This is a genomic window from Pseudoroseomonas cervicalis ATCC 49957, from assembly GCF_000164635.1.
Classification (GTDB): Bacteria; Pseudomonadota; Alphaproteobacteria; order Acetobacterales; family Acetobacteraceae; genus Pseudoroseomonas; species Pseudoroseomonas cervicalis.
The window spans coordinates 1,102,229-1,117,542 of sequence record NZ_GG770777.1; the positions used below are offsets into that span (position 1 = coordinate 1,102,229).

The 15,314-nt window shown below is 71.2% G+C and carries 13 protein-coding genes; all 13 read right to left on the minus strand.

The window, feature by feature from the left end; translation table 11 throughout:
• Window positions 1–52: 52 nt before the first annotated feature.
• Window positions 53–1,120 (minus strand): ABC transporter ATP-binding protein, encoded by a 1,068-nt coding sequence (locus HMPREF0731_RS04785; RefSeq protein ID WP_007002901.1) that lies wholly within the window; start codon window positions 1,118–1,120, stop codon window positions 53–55.
• On the minus strand, window positions 1,117–2,115 hold the full coding sequence (locus HMPREF0731_RS04790; RefSeq protein ID WP_007002902.1) for an ABC transporter ATP-binding protein: 999 nt from the start codon (window positions 2,113–2,115) through the stop codon (window positions 1,117–1,119). The genes HMPREF0731_RS04785 and HMPREF0731_RS04790 overlap by 4 nt, the downstream gene beginning before the upstream one ends.
• The gene (locus HMPREF0731_RS04795; protein ID WP_007002903.1) at window positions 2,115–3,548 is read right to left on the minus strand and encodes an amidohydrolase family protein; all 1,434 of its coding nucleotides are present in this window, start codon (window positions 3,546–3,548) and stop codon (window positions 2,115–2,117) included. Before HMPREF0731_RS04795 ends, HMPREF0731_RS04790 begins: the two co-directional genes overlap by 1 nt.
• A gap of 26 nt (window positions 3,549–3,574) precedes the next feature.
• Window positions 3,575–5,167 (minus strand): ABC transporter substrate-binding protein, encoded by a 1,593-nt coding sequence (locus HMPREF0731_RS04800; protein WP_040611915.1) that lies wholly within the window; start codon window positions 5,165–5,167, stop codon window positions 3,575–3,577.
• Window positions 5,168–5,255: 88 nt separating this feature from the next.
• Complete coding sequence (locus HMPREF0731_RS04805) at window positions 5,256–6,149, minus strand: ABC transporter permease (RefSeq protein WP_040611916.1); 894 nt, start codon at window positions 6,147–6,149, stop codon at window positions 5,256–5,258.
• A 2-nt stretch (window positions 6,150–6,151) separates the two neighbouring features.
• Window positions 6,152–7,093 (minus strand): ABC transporter permease, encoded by a 942-nt coding sequence (locus HMPREF0731_RS04810; RefSeq protein ID WP_007002906.1) that lies wholly within the window; start codon window positions 7,091–7,093, stop codon window positions 6,152–6,154.
• A gap of 4 nt (window positions 7,094–7,097) precedes the next feature.
• Window positions 7,098–8,756, minus strand: coding sequence for an amidohydrolase (locus HMPREF0731_RS04815; RefSeq protein WP_007002907.1), 1,659 nt, complete (start codon window positions 8,754–8,756; stop codon window positions 7,098–7,100).
• Window positions 8,753–9,529, minus strand: coding sequence for a class II aldolase/adducin family protein (locus tag HMPREF0731_RS04820; protein ID WP_007002908.1), 777 nt, complete (start codon window positions 9,527–9,529; stop codon window positions 8,753–8,755). Before HMPREF0731_RS04820 ends, HMPREF0731_RS04815 begins: the two co-directional genes overlap by 4 nt.
• Before the next feature lie 267 nt (window positions 9,530–9,796).
• The gene (locus HMPREF0731_RS04825) at window positions 9,797–10,876 is read right to left on the minus strand and encodes an ABC transporter ATP-binding protein (RefSeq protein ID WP_007002909.1); all 1,080 of its coding nucleotides are present in this window, start codon (window positions 10,874–10,876) and stop codon (window positions 9,797–9,799) included.
• A 4-nt stretch (window positions 10,877–10,880) separates the two neighbouring features.
• The gene (locus tag HMPREF0731_RS04830) at window positions 10,881–11,651 is read right to left on the minus strand and encodes a class II aldolase/adducin family protein (RefSeq protein WP_007002910.1); all 771 of its coding nucleotides are present in this window, start codon (window positions 11,649–11,651) and stop codon (window positions 10,881–10,883) included.
• Window positions 11,651–12,592 (minus strand): 2-hydroxyacid dehydrogenase, encoded by a 942-nt coding sequence (locus tag HMPREF0731_RS04835; protein ID WP_007002911.1) that lies wholly within the window; start codon window positions 12,590–12,592, stop codon window positions 11,651–11,653. Before HMPREF0731_RS04835 ends, HMPREF0731_RS04830 begins: the two co-directional genes overlap by 1 nt.
• 192 nt (window positions 12,593–12,784) lie before the next feature.
• Window positions 12,785–14,266, minus strand: coding sequence for an amidase (locus HMPREF0731_RS04840; protein WP_040611918.1), 1,482 nt, complete (start codon window positions 14,264–14,266; stop codon window positions 12,785–12,787).
• Between the two features lie 81 nt (window positions 14,267–14,347).
• Complete coding sequence (locus HMPREF0731_RS04845; RefSeq protein ID WP_040611920.1) at window positions 14,348–15,112, minus strand: hypothetical protein; 765 nt, start codon at window positions 15,110–15,112, stop codon at window positions 14,348–14,350.
• Window positions 15,113–15,314 lie beyond the last annotated feature (202 nt).

A 15,314-nucleotide genomic window follows, 5' to 3' on the forward strand; every position in this document is an offset into this window, starting at 1 on the left:
CGGCACCCGGGCCTGCGGGCGGGCGGCACCGCCGCCCCGCCCGGCCAGGGTGTCAGGCCGCCTTGCGGCGCGCCGCGTCGTAGAGGGCGAGCCGCCGCGTCGCCGCCTCGGTCAGCCCGCCGGTGTAGTCGAGCCCCGGATCGGGCAGGCTCTCGGCGAAATGGCAGGCCACCTGCTGGCCATCCGGCCCGACCTGGCGCAGCGCCGGCACCTCCTCCTTGCAGCGCGCCTGGGCGAAGGGGCAGCGCGTGTGGAAGCGGCAGCCCGGCGGCACGGCCATCGGGCTCGGCAGGTCGCCGCCGAGCGGCGTCACGCGGCCGCGCCGCGCCGGATCGGGGTGCGGGATGGCGGCCAGCAGGGCGCGGGTATAGGGGTGCAGCGGCCGGGCGAAGAGCGCGTGCTTGGCGCCCACCTCCATCACCGCGCCCAGATACATGACGGCGATGCGGTCGGCCATGTGCTTCACCACGGCCAGGTCGTGCGCGATGAACAGGTAGGACAGGCCGAGCCGCGCCTGCAGATCCTTCATCAGGTTCACCACCTGCGCCTGGATCGACACGTCGAGCGCCGAGACCGGCTCGTCGCACACCACCAAGTCGGGCTCGACCGAGAGGGCGCGGGCGATGCCGATGCGCTGGCGCTGGCCGCCGGAGAATTCATGCGGGTAGCGGTCGGCATGGAAGGGCTGCAGCCCGACCAGGCGCAGCAGCTCATGCACCTTGGCGCGGCGGCTGGCGGAATCGCCGATGCCATGCACCGCCATCGGCTCGGCGATGGCATCCCCCACGGTCAGCCGCGGGTTGAGGCTGGCATAGGGGTCTTGGAAGACGATCTGCATGCGCCGGCGCAGCAGCCGCATGGCGCCGCCCGTCACCTTGGTCACGTCCTGCCCGTCGAAGCGGATCGTGCCGGCGGAGGGCTCGATCAGCCGCAGCACCAGCCGCGCGGTGGTGGACTTGCCGCAGCCGCTCTCCCCCACCAGGGCCAGCGTCTCGCCGCGGTCGAGGTGGAAGGACACGCCATCCACCGCGCGCACCGTGCCGACCTGCTTCTGCAGCACCACGCCCTGCTTCACCGGGTAGTGCTTGGCCAGGCCGTCGATCTCGAGCAGGCGGGTCATGCGGCCTCCATCGCCACGGAATTCTCGATCGGCGCGCGCAGGCAGGCGGCCTCGTGGCCGGGCACGATCTCGCGCAGCGCCGGCATCTCGCTGCGGCAGGGGCCGATGGCGAAGGGGCAGCGCGGGTTGAAGCGGCAGCCGGCCGGGAAGGCGAAGGGCGGCGGCACCGAGCCGTCGATCGCCAGCAGCCGCTCGCGATCCTCGTCGAGGCGCGGCACGGAGCCGAGCAGGCCGAGCGTGTAGGGGTGCTGCGGGTCCTCGAAGATGGCGCGCGCCGCGGCGCGCTCCACCACGCGGCCGGCATACATCACCGCCACCTCGTCGGCCATCTCCGCCACCACGCCGAGATCGTGGGTGATCAGGATGATCGACATGCCCGTCTCCTCCTGCAGCTCGCGCAGCAGGTCGAGGATCTGGGCCTGGACGGTGACGTCGAGCGCGGTGGTCGGCTCGTCGGCGATCAGCAGCTTGGGCCGGCAGGCCAGCGCCATGGCGATCATCACGCGCTGGCGCATGCCGCCCGAGAGCTGGTGCGGATACTCGTCGAAGCGCCGCTCCGGCGAGGGGATGCGCACCCGCTTCAAGGCCGCGATCGCCTCGTCGCGCAGCTGCGAGGCGCTGGCCTTGGGCGAATGCACCCGCATCGCCTCGGTGATCTGCCGCCCCACCGTGTGGACCGGGTTCAGCGAGGTCATCGGCTCCTGGAAGATCATGGCGATCTGCCCGCCGCGCACCTGCCGCATCTCGGCGGTGGAGAGGTCGAGCAGGTTCCTGCCGTCCAGCAGGATGCGGCCCTCGGTGGTTTTGCCGGGCGGCGGCACCAGCCGCATGATGGAGAGGGAGAGCATCGACTTGCCGCAGCCGCTCTCGCCCACGATGCCGAGGGTGCGGCCGCGCGGCACGGAGAGGTCGATGCCATCCACCGCCCGCACCAGGCCGGAGGAGGTCTTGAAGACGGTGCGCAGCCCTTCGAGCCGCAGGAGATCGTGCTGCATCAGGCCCAGCGGAAGGTCGGAGGGGAGATCTTGTCGACCGGGCGGTGCGCCCAGTCCTGCTGCGGCGCGCGCGCGACGATTCTTTTCTGCGCCTCGTCGAGATGCGCGGCGGCGCCCTCGTAATCCATGGTCAGCACCTTGCCGTCGCGCACCACCGCCTGGCCGTCGATATGGACGGAGCGGATGGCGCGGTCGCCGGCCGCGTAGATCAGGCTGCGCATCGGGTCGCGGGCCGGGCGCATCTGCGGATGCGTCACATCGACCATGACGAAATCGGCGCGGCAGCCGGGCGCGAGCCGGCCGATATCGTCGCGGTTCAGCGCCTTGGCGCCGCCGATGGTGGCGGCGTCGAACAGATCGGTCGAGGTCAGGCTGCGCGGATCCTCGGACTGGGTGCGGGCCAGGTAGGAAACCAGCCGCAGCTCATCCAGCATGTTGTGCGGATAGGTGTCGGTGCCGACGCCCATGTTCACGCCGCGCTTGCGGTAGCGGCCGAAGCTGCGCATGGCGATGCCGCGCCGGGCGAAGACCGTCGGGCAATGCGCGACCGTCGTCCCCGTGGCGGCGAGCCGGTCGAGGTCGTTCTCGGTGTGCCACTTGGTGCGCGGGTGGTCGTCGAGGAAGATTCCATGGCCGATGATGGAGCGCTCGGAGAGCAGATCCATGCTGTCCAGCCAGCCGATCGGCGTGAAGCCGCTGCGGCGGGTGATCTCGTGGAATTCGTGCACGCTCTGCGCCGCGTGGATCTGCCAGGACAGATTTCTTTTTGCTGCTTCCTGGAAGCTTTCGCGCAGCAGCGTCTCGGAGCAGGTGTCGATCTGCGCCGGCACCACCATGCCGAAGAGCCGGCCGGAGGGGTGCTGCTCGGCGCGCTCGATCAGGCTGAAGGCCTCGGCCATCGACTTCTCGCCGGCGGCCTCGTCCCAGGCATATTCGACCGTGTGGCCGTTCTTGGTGGACCAGCGCGCCGAGCGGAACATCGGCGCGATGCAGACTCGCATGCCGCTCTCGCCCAGCAAATCGAGCCAGCCGGGATGCGCCATGGACAGGTCGGCGACCGTGGTCACGCCGGAGAGCAGCAGCTCCGACAGCGCCACGCGCACGCAGGAGGGGACCGCTTCCGCATCGGCGCGGAAGATCGGCATGTATTCGTAGAGCGAGGAATTGTAGAGGCCGGGGGAGCCGATCTCGTCGATCAGCCCCTTGTTCATCGGCTCGCTGGAAGGGTGGCAGTGGATGTTCACCAGGCCGGGCATGACCATCATGCCCTTGCCGTCGATCACCTCGTCCGCCGGGCCGTCATAGCCGCGGCCGACGAAGGTGATCTGGCCGTCCCGGTAGGCCACCTCCGCATCCGTGAGATAGACATGCTGCTGCTCGGACGCGTCCCAGGCGATCACCAGGTCGGCGTTGCGGATGACGGTGGTGGCCATGTCCCCTGCCCTTTCCTTGCTTGCGGTCAGCGCGTCAGGCGGAGGTCGAGGCCCTTGTAGAGCCCCGCCCCGTAGATGCCATGGGCGCGCGCGCCCTCCACCCGCTGCGCCGAGGCGACGTAGAGATTCTCGCGGGCGATCGGGAACCAGACATTGTTGCGCGCGACGATGCGCTGCACCTCGGCGATGGCGCGCGCCCGCTCCTCGGCCGAGAGCGCGGTCTTGGCCGTGTTCAACAGGCGGTTGGTCTCCTCGTCATTCCAGTTCATGCGGTTCGGCGTCGGGCGGTTGGCGCCGTCGAAATACAGCGCGAAACCGTCGGTGGCCGAGATGTAGGGGTAGGACATGACGAAGCTGTCGAATTCCTGCGTCGCCAGCTTGCCCCAGGCCACCGTCGCGTCCCAGAGCTGGATGCGCAGGTCGATGCCGACGCGGCGCAGATCGGCCTGCATCGCCTCGGTCATGCGGCGCCACTCGGCGCTCTGGATGCCATAGACGTTGAAGCTGGCGCGCTGGCCGCCCTTCACGCGGATGCCGTCCGAGCCCAGGGTCCAGCCGGCCTCGTCCAGCAGCTTGCGCGCCGCCTCGAGGTTGAATTCCGGCACCAGCCGCGCGGCCTCGGCGTCATAGCCCATCGTGTTCGGGTTGAGGTAGCCATTGGCCGGCTCGGCGGCGCCGAAGAACACCGCGCGCACCAGCGCCTCGCGGTTGACCGCCATGTTGACCGCCTGGCGGATCGCCGGGTCGTCGACCACGGGCTTGTCGACCTTGAAGCCCAGGAAGTAGTCCCAGAAATAGTTCGGCTGGGTGGCGACCCGCACCGTCGGCACGCGCTGCAGCTGCGCGACGGCGAAGGGCGGCACATACTGGGTGATGTCGCCCTGCCCGGTCTGCAGCGCGGCCAGGCGGGTGTTCGCCTCGGGGATGATGCGCCAGATCACGCGGCCGATCTGCGGGCTGCGGTTCTGGTAGATCGGCGGGCCCCAGGTGTAGTTGGGGTGGCGCGTCAGCACCAAGTCCTGGCGCGGCGTCCAGGACTGCCAGCAATAGGGGCCGGTGCCGTTGAAGCCCTGCACGCCGAAATTGGCGCCGAGCTTCTCCACCGTCTCCTTGTCGACGATCGAGGCGAAGAACAGCGTCAGCTGGTAGAGCAGCTCGCCATAGGGTTCGTTCAGCTCATACTCGACGGTGTAGTCGTCGACCGCGCGGATCTCCTTCACCGGGCCGGCGCGCCAGCGCACCGGGCTGCGCGTCTCCGGCGCGATCCAGCGGTTGATCGAGTAGACCACATCGGCCGCCGTCATCTTCTTGCCGTCGCAGAAGGTGACGTCCTGGCGCAGGCGGAAGGTGTAGAGCTTGCCGTCCTCGCTGACCGTCCAGCTCTCGGCCAGGCCCGGGCGCACCGTCTTCTGGTCGAAATCCAGCGACACCAGCGTGTCGGACATCATGTAGATGACCTCGCCGGCGCTGCGCGCGGTGGAGCGCGCCGGGTCGTAGCGGTCGGCATCGTATTCGCGCAGCACCACCAGCGTGTCGCGCGGCGCGGCCTGCGCGAAGGCATCGGCCGCCGGGACGGTCGCGGCCAGCGACAGCAGCGCGGCCCCCAGGGTCTTCTTCATCCACTCGTCTCCCATCGGCCCGTTCACCGGGCCCGGTTTGCTCAGGCAGCGCCGGCGCAAGGGCCGGCGCGCGATCGGGAAGCGCCGCTCAGACCCGCAGCCGCGGGTCCAGCGCGTCGCGCAGCGCGTCGCCCAGCACGTTGAAGGCCAGCACCACCACGAAGATCAGCACGCAGGGGATGACCGCGATGTGCGGGGCGAAGAACAGGAAGTTGCGGCCCTCGGAGGCCATGGCGCCCAGCTCGGCCACCGGCGGCTGCGCGCCGAGGCCGAGGAAGGACAGCGCCGAGCCGAGCAGGATCACCTGGCCGAAGCGCAGCGTCGCGAAGACGAAGATCGGCGACAGGCAGTTGGGGGCGAGGTGGCGCAGGATCAGCCGCGCATCGCCCATGCCGGTGGCGCGCGCCGCCTCGATATAGTCCTGCCGCATGACGACGAGCGCCGCGCCGCGCACGATGCGCGCCATCAGCGGCACGGTGGCGACCGAGAGGGCCAGCACCACCGCCAGGATGCCGGGGCCGAAGATGGCGGCGATGGCCAGGCCGAACAGGATGGCCGGGAAGGAGAGCAGCACATCCATCAGCCGCATCAGCAGCCCGTCCACCTTGCTGTAGTAGGCGGCGCAGAAACCCACCAGCGCGCCGGTCAGGCCGCCGAGCAGCACCGAGGCGAGGCCCATCAGCATGGTGACGCGCAGGCCGTAGAGCAGTCGCGTCACCATGTCGCGCCCCTGGCTGTCGGCGCCGAGCGGCAGGCCCTCGGTCCCCGGCACCGCCATGGCGGCGGCCAGGTTGTTGTCGAAGGGATCGGTCGGCGCCAGCAGCGGCGCGAAGACCGCCGCCGCCACGAGCAGCACCACCAGGGCGAAGGCGATGGCGGCCACCGGCTCGCGCAGCAGGCGCTTCAGCAGGCCCGGCCGGCGCGGCGGCGGCACGGTGGCGGGCGCGGTGCCGGGGGCGGCCACGGATTGCGTCGCGGCCATGCTCAATGCCCCCGCATGCGCGGATCGAGCGCCACATAGAGCACGTCGACCACCAGATTGACGATGATGAAGCCGAGCGAGAGCACGATGATGGTGCCCTGCGCCATCGGGAAGTCCGAGGACAGGATGGCGCCCACCGCGAGGCGGCCGACGCCCGGCCAGGAGAAGACGGTCTCGGTGACGACGGCGCCGCCGAGCAGAAAACCGATCTGCAGGCCGATCAGGGTGACGACCGGGATCAGCGCGTTGCGCAGCGCGTGGTGCAGCACCACGGCGCTCTCGGCCAGGCCCTTGGCGCGGGCGGTGCGCACATGCTCGGCGCCCAGCACCTCCAGCACGGCGGTGCGCGTCATGCGCGCCACGGGGGCGATGAAGGTGCCGCCCAGCGTCAGCGCCGGCAGGGCGATGGCCTTCCAGCCCTCGGCGGTCCAGAGCGGGCCGCCGCGGCCGGTGAAGGGCAGCAGCTGCCACTGGAAGCCGACATACCAGATCAGCATCAGGCCGAGGAAGAACACCGGCACCGAGCCGCCGGCCACCGAGAAGGCGGTGACCGCGCGGTCCAGCACCGAGCCGCGCCAGTAGGCGGCGATGGTGCCGAGGCCGATGCCGATCGGGATCGACCAGAAGAGCGAGGCGAACATCAGCTCCAGCGTCGGGCCGATGGTGCCGGCGAGCTCGGTCGTGACGGGCACGTTGTTGATGATGGAGACGCCGAAATCGCCCTGCAGCAGCCGCCACATGTAGAGGCCGAACTGGATGTAGAGCGGCTGGTCCAGGCCCAGCTCGCGGCGGATCTCCTCCACCAGCTCGGCGGTGGCGGTGGGGCCCGCGCGCACCGTGGCGGCGTCGTTCGGTACCACCTGCATCAGCAGGAAGCCGATCAGCAGCACGCCGAGCATGACGGGAATGGTGGTCAGCAGGCGCTGGAAGATATGGCGCAGCATGCGATCAGTCCGCGGCGCCGGCGAGCGCGGCGGCCTCGCCATGCCGGTCGAAGATGGCCTGCCCGCCGCGCAGCGTCAGGTCGGCCTGGGTGGTCAGGATCTCCTCCGGCGCGCAGACAAAAATGTCGCGCGAGAGGATGGCGATGTCGGCCTGCATGCCCGGCTCCAGCGTGCCGCGCTCACCTTCCGCGAACTGGGTGTAGGCGCCGCACCAGCTGTAGCAATGCACCGCCTCTTCCGGCGTCAGCGCCTCCTCGACCCCCAGCACGGTGCCGCGATTGGTCTTGCGGGTGACCATGGCGTAGAGGTTGATGAAGGGATCGACGGTGCAGACCGGGCTGTCCGAGGAGGCGGCCGGGTGGTGGCCCTCCTGCAGCCAGGTCTTCATCGGATAGGCCACTTCCGTGCGCGCCAGTCCGAGATTCTTCACATAGAGATCGCCGAACTCATACATGAAGACCGGCTGCGGCACCGGCAGCACGCCATGGCGCAGCATGCGGCGGCGCTGGTCGGCATTGAGGAAGCCGCAATGCTCGATGCGGTGGCGGCGCCCCTCGATGGGCTGCGCCGCGCTGGAGGCGGCCTCCATGCCGGCCAGCACCTGCTCGATCGCCGCGTCGCCGATGGCGTGGATGTCGAGCTGCCAGCCCTGCTCATGGTAGCGCTTGAGCAGCGCGTGCATCGTCTCCTCGGGGAAGCAGAAGATGCCCGTGCCGCCGCCGGCGCTTTCCAGATAGGGGTCGAAGAAGGCGGCGGTCAGCCCGCCGGCGGAGCCGTCGCCGAACACCTTCACCGCGCCCCAGGCCAGCAGCTCGTCGGCCGTGGCGCCGGCGCTGACATTCGGGCGCAGGCCCTCCTCCCAGGCGGCGGCGGCGATGCCTTCCGGATTGCCGGCCAGCACCTGCCACATGCGCTGCAGCAGGCGCCCCTCGGCCGCGGCGCGGCGATAGGCGGCGATCTCGGCCATGCCGGCGGTCATGCCGACATTCATGTCGCTGGCGGAGGCGAAGCCCAGCGCCGCCAGGTTGCGCCCGGCGGCCTCGATGGCGTCGACCATCTGCGCCTCGGAGGGCGGCGGGATGATGTCGCGGATCAGCCGCATCGCCCGTTCCTGGAACAGGCCGGTCAGCCTGCCGCCCTTGCGCTCGATGGCGCCGCCCTCGGGGTCGGGGGTGTTGTGGCTGACCCCGGCGAGCTTCATCGCCACCGTGTTCGCCACCGCCACATGGCCGCAGGTGCGGGTGATGATGACCGGGTGGTCGGGGGCGGCGCGGTCCAGCTCCTCGGCCAGCGGGTGGCGGCCGATATCCAGCTCGCCATGGTCGTAGCCGCGGCCGAGGATCCACTCGCCCTTCGGCGTGGTGGCTGCGGCGGCCGAGATGCGCTTCAGCACCTCGTCCAGGCTGCGCACCTCCTCGGCGCGCAGGTTCACCTGCGACAGGCCGAGCCCATAGGGCAGCAGGTGCATATGCGCTTCGTTGAAGGCCGGGATGGCGACCCGGTCGCCCAGCGCGATGCGCCGCGTGGCCGGGCCGGCATGGGCCGCCACCTCGTCGCGCGTGCCGACGGCCAGGACGCGGCCATCCCGGATGGCGACGGCCTCGGCGAAGCCGTTGCGCAGGCCGCGGAAGACGCGGCCCTCGATCAGCAGATCCGCGCTCATTGGCGCCAGTCCAGCTTGGAATTCTCGATCAGCCGCAGCGCGGGCGCCCAGGCCCATTCGCTGTGCGCCAGCGAGCGCTCGGGGTCGCCGTTGAACTGCGCGGCGGTCTTGCGGCGCACCTCCTCGGGCGGCAGCACCAGCTCGGCGCCGCCGGACATCGCCGCCACCTGCGCCTGGCAGGCGCGCTCCAGATAGTAGATCAGGTTGAAGGCCTCGGGGATGCTGCGGCCGGCCACCAGCAGGCCGTGGTTGCGCAGGATCATGGCGCGGTGCTGGCCGAGATCGGCGACCAGGCGCTCGCGCTCGTCGAGGTCGAGGGCGACGCCCTCATAGCCGTGATAGGCGAGATGGCCGTAGAATTTCAGCGCGTGCTGGCTGATCGGCAGCAGCCCGTCCTTCTGCGCGGAGACGGCGATGCCGGCGGCGGTGTGGGTGTGCACCACGCACATCGCATCCTCGCGCGCCATGTGCAGGGCGGAGTGGATGGTGAAGCCCGCGGCGTTCACCGGCTTCGACTCACTGCCTTCCTCGACGACATTGCCGTCGAGGTCGATCTTCACCAGGTCGGAGGCGCGCATCTCGTCGAACAGCACGCCATACTTGTTGATGAGGAAATGGTGCTCCGGCCCCGGCAGCCGCGCGCTGATATGGGTGTAGATGAAGTCGGTCATGCGGAAATGCGCGACCAGCCGGTAAAGCGCGGCCAAATCGCAGCGGATGCGCCACTCATCCTCGGAACAGGCGAGCCGCGCGGGCGAGGTGGCGACATTCATGAACCCAACTCCCTCAGGTTGGGTCGATGTCATCAGCCGGCCGGAAGCCCGTCAACCGCTCGTGAGCGGGTTTGCAGTGCAGCAAACACGGATCTGCCTTTGCTCCAGGCAAATCCGTGCTTTTGCCGCACAGCACAAAGGCAGATCCCGCATCGCAGCGTGCGCAGCCCGCGCGCGATGCGATACCTTGCTGGGATAGACGGGAAAAAACGAAAGCGCAACGGGGCTGTTTCGCCGCCTCGCCAGGGACATCCTCGCGGCCAGGCTTCAGCCAGGCCCGCCCTGCGATACCATTTCCGCGTCTTCCAGCACCGGCAGGGCGGCGTCGGCATCCCAGCCCAGGGTCACGGCATCACCCGCCGCCGGCAGCGCCCCGCCACCGCGCCGCACGGCCTGCAACGGCCCCAGCGCCGACCGCAGCCGCAGCGCCACGCTGCCGCCGAGATAGGTCACCGCCTCGATCCGCGCCGGCAGCGTGTTGTCCGCCGCCTCGCCGGGGCCGAGCAGGCGGATGCGCTCCGGCCGCAGCGACAGCAGCACCGGCCCGGCGAAGGGCGCGCGCGTGGCGCGCAGCACCGTCTCGCCGCAGCGCACCTCGCCCGGCGCCGTCACCACGCCCGGGAAAAAATTCGACTGGCCGAGGAAGCCGGCGACGAAGCGCGTGCGCGGCGAATCATACAGCGCGGCCGGGCTGCCCTGCTGCACCAGCACGCCATGGTTCAGGATGGCGATGCGGTCGGAGAGGCCGAGCGCCTCCTCCTGGTCATGCGTGACATTGACGAAGCTGCGGCCGATGCGCCGCTGCAGCGCGCGCAGCTCGTCCTGCAATTCGCCGCGCAGCTGGCGGTCGAGGGCGGAGAGCGGCTCGTCCAGCAGCAGCAGCGCCGGGTCGAACACCAAAGCGCGGGCCAAGGCCACGCGCTGCTGCTGGCCGCCCGACAGCTCCGCCGGGCGGCGCTCGGCGAAGCGCGTGAGCTGCACCAGGTCGAGCGCGCCGCGCACCTTCTCCGCCTGCTCCGCGCGGCCGAGGCCGCGGGCGCGCAGGGGGAAGGCGACGTTCTCGGCCACGGTCATGTGCGGGAACAGCGCATAGCCCTGGAACACCATGCCGAAATCGCGCCGCTCCGGCGGCAGGCGGGTGATGTCGCGCCCGCCCAGCACCACGCTGCCGGCATCGGGGGTGACGAAACCCGCAATGGCCATCAGCAGCGTCGTCTTGCCGGAGCCGGAGGGGCCGAGCAGCGTCAGGAAACTGCCTTCCGGCACCTCCAGCGAGACGTCGCGCAGCACCGCCTGGCCGCCATAGCGCTTGCTCAGGCCGCGCAGAGAGAGATCCAGCCCCGGCACCGGCTCAGTCCCGGTAATCCGGCTGCTCGCGGTCCATCTTGCGCTTCAGCGCCTGCCAGGGCAGCCAGCCCTTCACCGGAGAATCCGCCGCCTGTTCGCGCACGCGCTGGACCATCTCCAGCGGCGGCAGCGCCAGCGGCGCGCCGGTCGATTGCGCCGCCACCTGGATGCGGCAGGATTGTTCCAGATAGTACATCCAGTAGAAGGCCTCGCCCACGGTGCGGCCGATGGTCAGCAGGCCGTGGTTGCGCAGGATCAGGCAGGGCCTGTCGCCGAGGTCGCGCACGATGCGCTCGCGTTCGCCCAGATTGTCGTCGGCCGCGATGCCCTCGTAGTCGTGGATGGCGACGCGGTCGTGCAGCTCCATGCTCATCTGGTTCAGCGGCAGCAGCCCACCCTGCTGCGCCGCCACCGTCATGCCGGCCAAGGTGTGGGTGTGCATGACGCAGCGCGCGCGATCGACGGCGCGGTGCACGGCGGAATGGATGACGAAGCCCGCCGGGTTCACCGGCCATGTCGTCTGCTGCAAGGGCGCGCCCTCGGCATCGACGGCGACCAGGGAGGAGGCGGTGATCTCCTCGAAGAGCAGGCCATAGGGGTTGACCAGGAAGCGGTGCCCCTCCCCCGGAATGCGCACCGAGAGATGGGTGTAGACCAGATCCGTCATGCCGAAATGCGCCAGCAGCCGGTAGGCGCAGGCGAGGTCCTCGCGCAGCTCCTGCTCGGTCGGCTCACGGGTCGGGTCGGGGCGGATCGGGGGTGGCGGCAGCGGCATCAATAGCCTCGGTCGGGGTCGTAGAGATTGGGCAGCGGCCGCCCCGCCTCGAAGGCGGCGATGGCGCCGGCGACATAGCGCGCGCGCTCCGCCCGGCTGGGCAGGGAGGCGACATGCGGCGTGACGATGACCTTGGGATGCGCCCAGAGCGGGCTGTCGGCCGGCAGCGGCTCCTCCGGGAACACGTCCAGCACGGCACCGGAGACCTGGCCGGATTCCAGCGCGGAGAGCAGGTCGGGCACGCGCAGATGCGCGCCGCGCCCGGCATTCACCACCGCCGCGCCGCGCGGCAGTTGCGCCAGCAGCGCCGCGTCGATCAGCCCGGTCGTCTCGGGCGTCGAGGGCAGCAGGCAGACCAGGATGTCGGTGCTGGCCAGGAAGGCCGGCAGCTCGGCGGGGCCCGCGAAGCTCACCACCCCCGGCAGCGCCTTGCGCGAGCGCGCCCAGCCCTGCACCGGGAAGCCCAGCCCCTGCAGCATCCTCGCCGCCTGGCTGCCGAGATTGCCGAGGCCCATGATGCCGACGCGGCGCTCCCGCGCCGTGTGCGGCACCTCCTTCTGCGCCCATTGGCGGCGCTCCTGGCCGAGCGCGAAATGCCGCGTGTCGCGCAGCAGGGAGAGGCAGGACCAGGCGATGAACTCGCCCATGCGCTGGGCGGTCGCGTCGCCGCCCATGCGCACCAGCGGCAGGTGGCGCGGCCAGGCGGGGTCGGCGGTGATGTGGTCCACCCCGGCGCCGGACGAGAAAACGATCTTCAGATTGGGCAGGCTGTTGAGCCAGCCGGGCTGCGGCTCCCACACCACCACATATTCGACCTCCTCCGGCCGCACCGACGCATCCTCCCACCAATGGGCGGAGAGGCGCGGATCGACCGCCGCGAAGCCGTCACGCCATTCCGGCACGGCCTGCGGCCCGCCGGATTTCACCAGGATCTTCACCACCTTGCGGGCCGTCCCTCTGCTGCAGCGGCGGGAGCCTGCCCGGCGCGATCCCCCCCGTCCAGGGGGCGGGGCGGCCGGATCGGGGGCCGCCGCACCCGCGCGGGCGGCGGATCGCTACCAGATTGGCCGGGCTGCGCAAGGCTTGGGCAGGGCGATGTCACGCGGCTGTCGCGAACCCCCTGCCCTGCCCCGTCACGCCACCGGCGTGGTCACATGCACGGCCGGGCGGCGGCCCTCGTTCCAGCGCCCGCCGATGGCGCGCTCGATCTGCGCGGCGAGCTGCAGCAGCAGCCCGTCATTCGCCTGCCGCGCCTGGAAATGCAGGCCGAGCGGCAGGCCATCGTCCTGCCGGCCGAGCGGCAGCGACAGGCCCGGAATGCCGCAGAGATTGGTCAGCGGCGTGTAGGCGAAGTTGCGCCACAGATTCTCGAACCAGTCCCAGACATCCGGGTTGTCGCTGGTGGTCAGGTATTCCGTGGTGCCGATCAGCGGCGTCGGCAGCGCGGTGATCGGCGTCAGGATGATGTCCCATTCCTCGAAGAACTCGCCGAAGCCGCGCGAGGTCGCGTTGAACGCCGCCTGCATGCGGTAGCGCTCGGCATAGGCGATGTCGCGCCCGGCCTCCCAGAGCCGGATGTTGATCGGCTCCACCTTGTCCTCGGGCGGCCGGTCGAGGCCGAGCGGCGCCAGCATGGTGTTGATGGTCTGGGTGAAGTTGCTGACGTAGCACAGCGTCTGCGCGGCGAAGGCGGCGCGGAAATCCACCTTGGGCAGCGCCCATTCGACATGGTGGCCGAGGCCCTCGAGGAAGCGCCCGATGCGCGCCAGCTCCTCGACCCGCTGCGGCGTGGCGCGATAGTCGCCCCATTCATGCGACAGGGCGATGCGCAGCCGGCCCGGGTCGCGCCGGATCAGCGTCGTGTAGGGCTCGGGCGCGGTCCAGTAGGGCATGAACTCGCCCGGCGCGCCGCCGCGGCAGGAATCGACGAACAGCGCCATGTCGCGCACGCTGCGCGTCAGGCAGCCCTGGGTGGAGACCAGCCCGGTGAGGTCCGAGGCGCCAGGCGCGATGGAGAACACGCCGCGCGAGGCCTTCAGCCCGATGATGCCGTTGACGCCGGCCGGGATACGGATCGAGCCGCCGCCATCCGTGGCGTGCGAGATCGGCAGCGCGCTGGCGGCCACCATCGCCGCGCTGCCGGCCGAGGAGCCGCAGGTGGTGTAGCGCGTGTCCCACGGGTTGCGGGTGACATAGACGGCCGGGTTCTCGGCCGAGCTGCAGACGCCGAATTCCGGCGTGGTGCTGCGGCCGATGATGTTGAGCCCCGCCGCCCGCAGCCGCCGCGTCAGGTAGCTGTCGGCCGTGGCGCGGTGGCCGCGCATCAGCAGCGAGCCCATCTCCTGCAGCCGCCCCTTCAGCGTGGGGCCCAGATCCTTCATCAGGTAGGGCACGCCGGCGAAGGGCCCTTGCGGGTCCATGCCATCGGCCAGCGGGTCGGCCACCACATCCTCGAACAGCTCGACGACCGCCGACAGCGCCGGGTCGGTGCGGGCGATGCCGGCGGCGGCCTGGGCCGCCAGCTCGGCCGGGCTGATCTCGCCGCGCCGCACGCGCTCCGCCAGCGCCGTGGCGTCCTGCGCCGCCCATTCCTCCCACCCCATCGCCAGGCTCATCACGCGCATCCCGCTCCGTTGCGGCGGGCAGGCTAGAGGGGCGTGGCGCGCGGTCAAGCCGCCGGCTGGCCCGCCCCGGCCTCACAGGCCGAGCAGCGCGGCGCGCAGCCCGGTGCCGAGCAGCGCGTCCGACAGGGCGGCGAAGGGGTAGAGGGCGATCGACCACGGCCCCGCCCCGGCCATGGCCAGCAGCCCCGGATAGATGGCGAAGCGGTAGTAGAGCAGCGTGCCCGCCACCGGCACCACCAGCAGGCCGAGCCGGCCCAGCAGATGGGTCAGCAGCATCGGCGCCAGATGCTCGGCCAGCGCGTGCGCGGCGCGATCGGGGGTGAGGTCGAGCCGCCGTTCCAGCTCGGCCAGCGCCGCGCGCAACAGGGCGCCGGCCAGGCCGTCCTGCGGCAGCAGGGCACGGGCGCGGCGATGCTCGGCGCGGATCAGCCGGAACAGCACCAGCCGCGCCAGCCCCAGCGGCGACAGCCGCGTCGCCAGCCACAGCCGCAGGGTGGGCATGGCGGCGCGCAGCCCGACGACGATGCCATAGACGGTCCAGAGCAGCGCGCCGCAGACCACGAGGCCGGTCATCACCCGCTCCAGCTCCGGCGCGGCCAGCCAGACCGCCAGCGCGTGCAGGCCGAGCAGCGCCGCCAGCACCAGGAAGGACGGCCAGACCGCGCCCACCACCTGCTCCACCACCACCCCGTCCAGCAGGGCGCGGGCCAGCGGGCCGGACAGGCCCTTGCCGCTCTCGAAGGCCTCGCGGATCGGCGCGCCCCAGCGATCGGCCGCCCAGTCGCCCAGCTGCCGCCCGGCCATCTCCGCCCCGCGCCCCAGCGGCCCTTCCGCCATGCCCACCTGCCTCCCTCGACCGCGCTGCGGAGTTTGTTAGCTTCTGCCCCCGATGCAAGCCGGACCCCGCATGGACCCGACCGACCCGCCGCCCTCCCCGGAGGATGACCACGCCGACTGGCTGCTGGACCTGGCCGGGCTGCTGCTGGCGGTGCGGCCCGCCGCGCGCGCCCCGCTGGAGGCGGCCCTGCGCCGCCTGCCG

Coding starts and splice junctions, on each gene's coding strand:
- HMPREF0731_RS04785 (WP_007002901.1), bottom strand. CDS start 1,120: ATGACCCGCCTGCTCGAGATCGACGGCCTGGCCAAGCACTACCCGGTG.
- HMPREF0731_RS04790 (WP_007002902.1), bottom strand. CDS start 2,115: ATGCAGCACGATCTCCTGCGGCTCGAAGGGCTGCGCACCGTCTTCAAG.
- HMPREF0731_RS04795 (WP_007002903.1), bottom strand. CDS start 3,548: ATGGCCACCACCGTCATCCGCAACGCCGACCTGGTGATCGCCTGGGAC.
- HMPREF0731_RS04800 (WP_040611915.1), bottom strand. CDS start 5,167: ATGAAGAAGACCCTGGGGGCCGCGCTGCTGTCGCTGGCCGCGACCGTC.
- HMPREF0731_RS04805 (WP_040611916.1), bottom strand. CDS start 6,149: ATGGCCGCGACGCAATCCGTGGCCGCCCCCGGCACCGCGCCCGCCACC.
- HMPREF0731_RS04810 (WP_007002906.1), bottom strand. CDS start 7,093: ATGCTGCGCCATATCTTCCAGCGCCTGCTGACCACCATTCCCGTCATG.
- HMPREF0731_RS04815 (WP_007002907.1), bottom strand. CDS start 8,756: ATGAGCGCGGATCTGCTGATCGAGGGCCGCGTCTTCCGCGGCCTGCGC.
- HMPREF0731_RS04820 (WP_007002908.1), bottom strand. CDS start 9,529: ATGAATGTCGCCACCTCGCCCGCGCGGCTCGCCTGTTCCGAGGATGAG.
- HMPREF0731_RS04830 (WP_007002910.1), bottom strand. CDS start 11,651: ATGCCGCTGCCGCCACCCCCGATCCGCCCCGACCCGACCCGTGAGCCG.
- HMPREF0731_RS04840 (WP_040611918.1), bottom strand. CDS start 14,266: ATGAGCCTGGCGATGGGGTGGGAGGAATGGGCGGCGCAGGACGCCACG.
- HMPREF0731_RS04845 (WP_040611920.1), bottom strand. CDS start 15,112: ATGGCGGAAGGGCCGCTGGGGCGCGGGGCGGAGATGGCCGGGCGGCAG.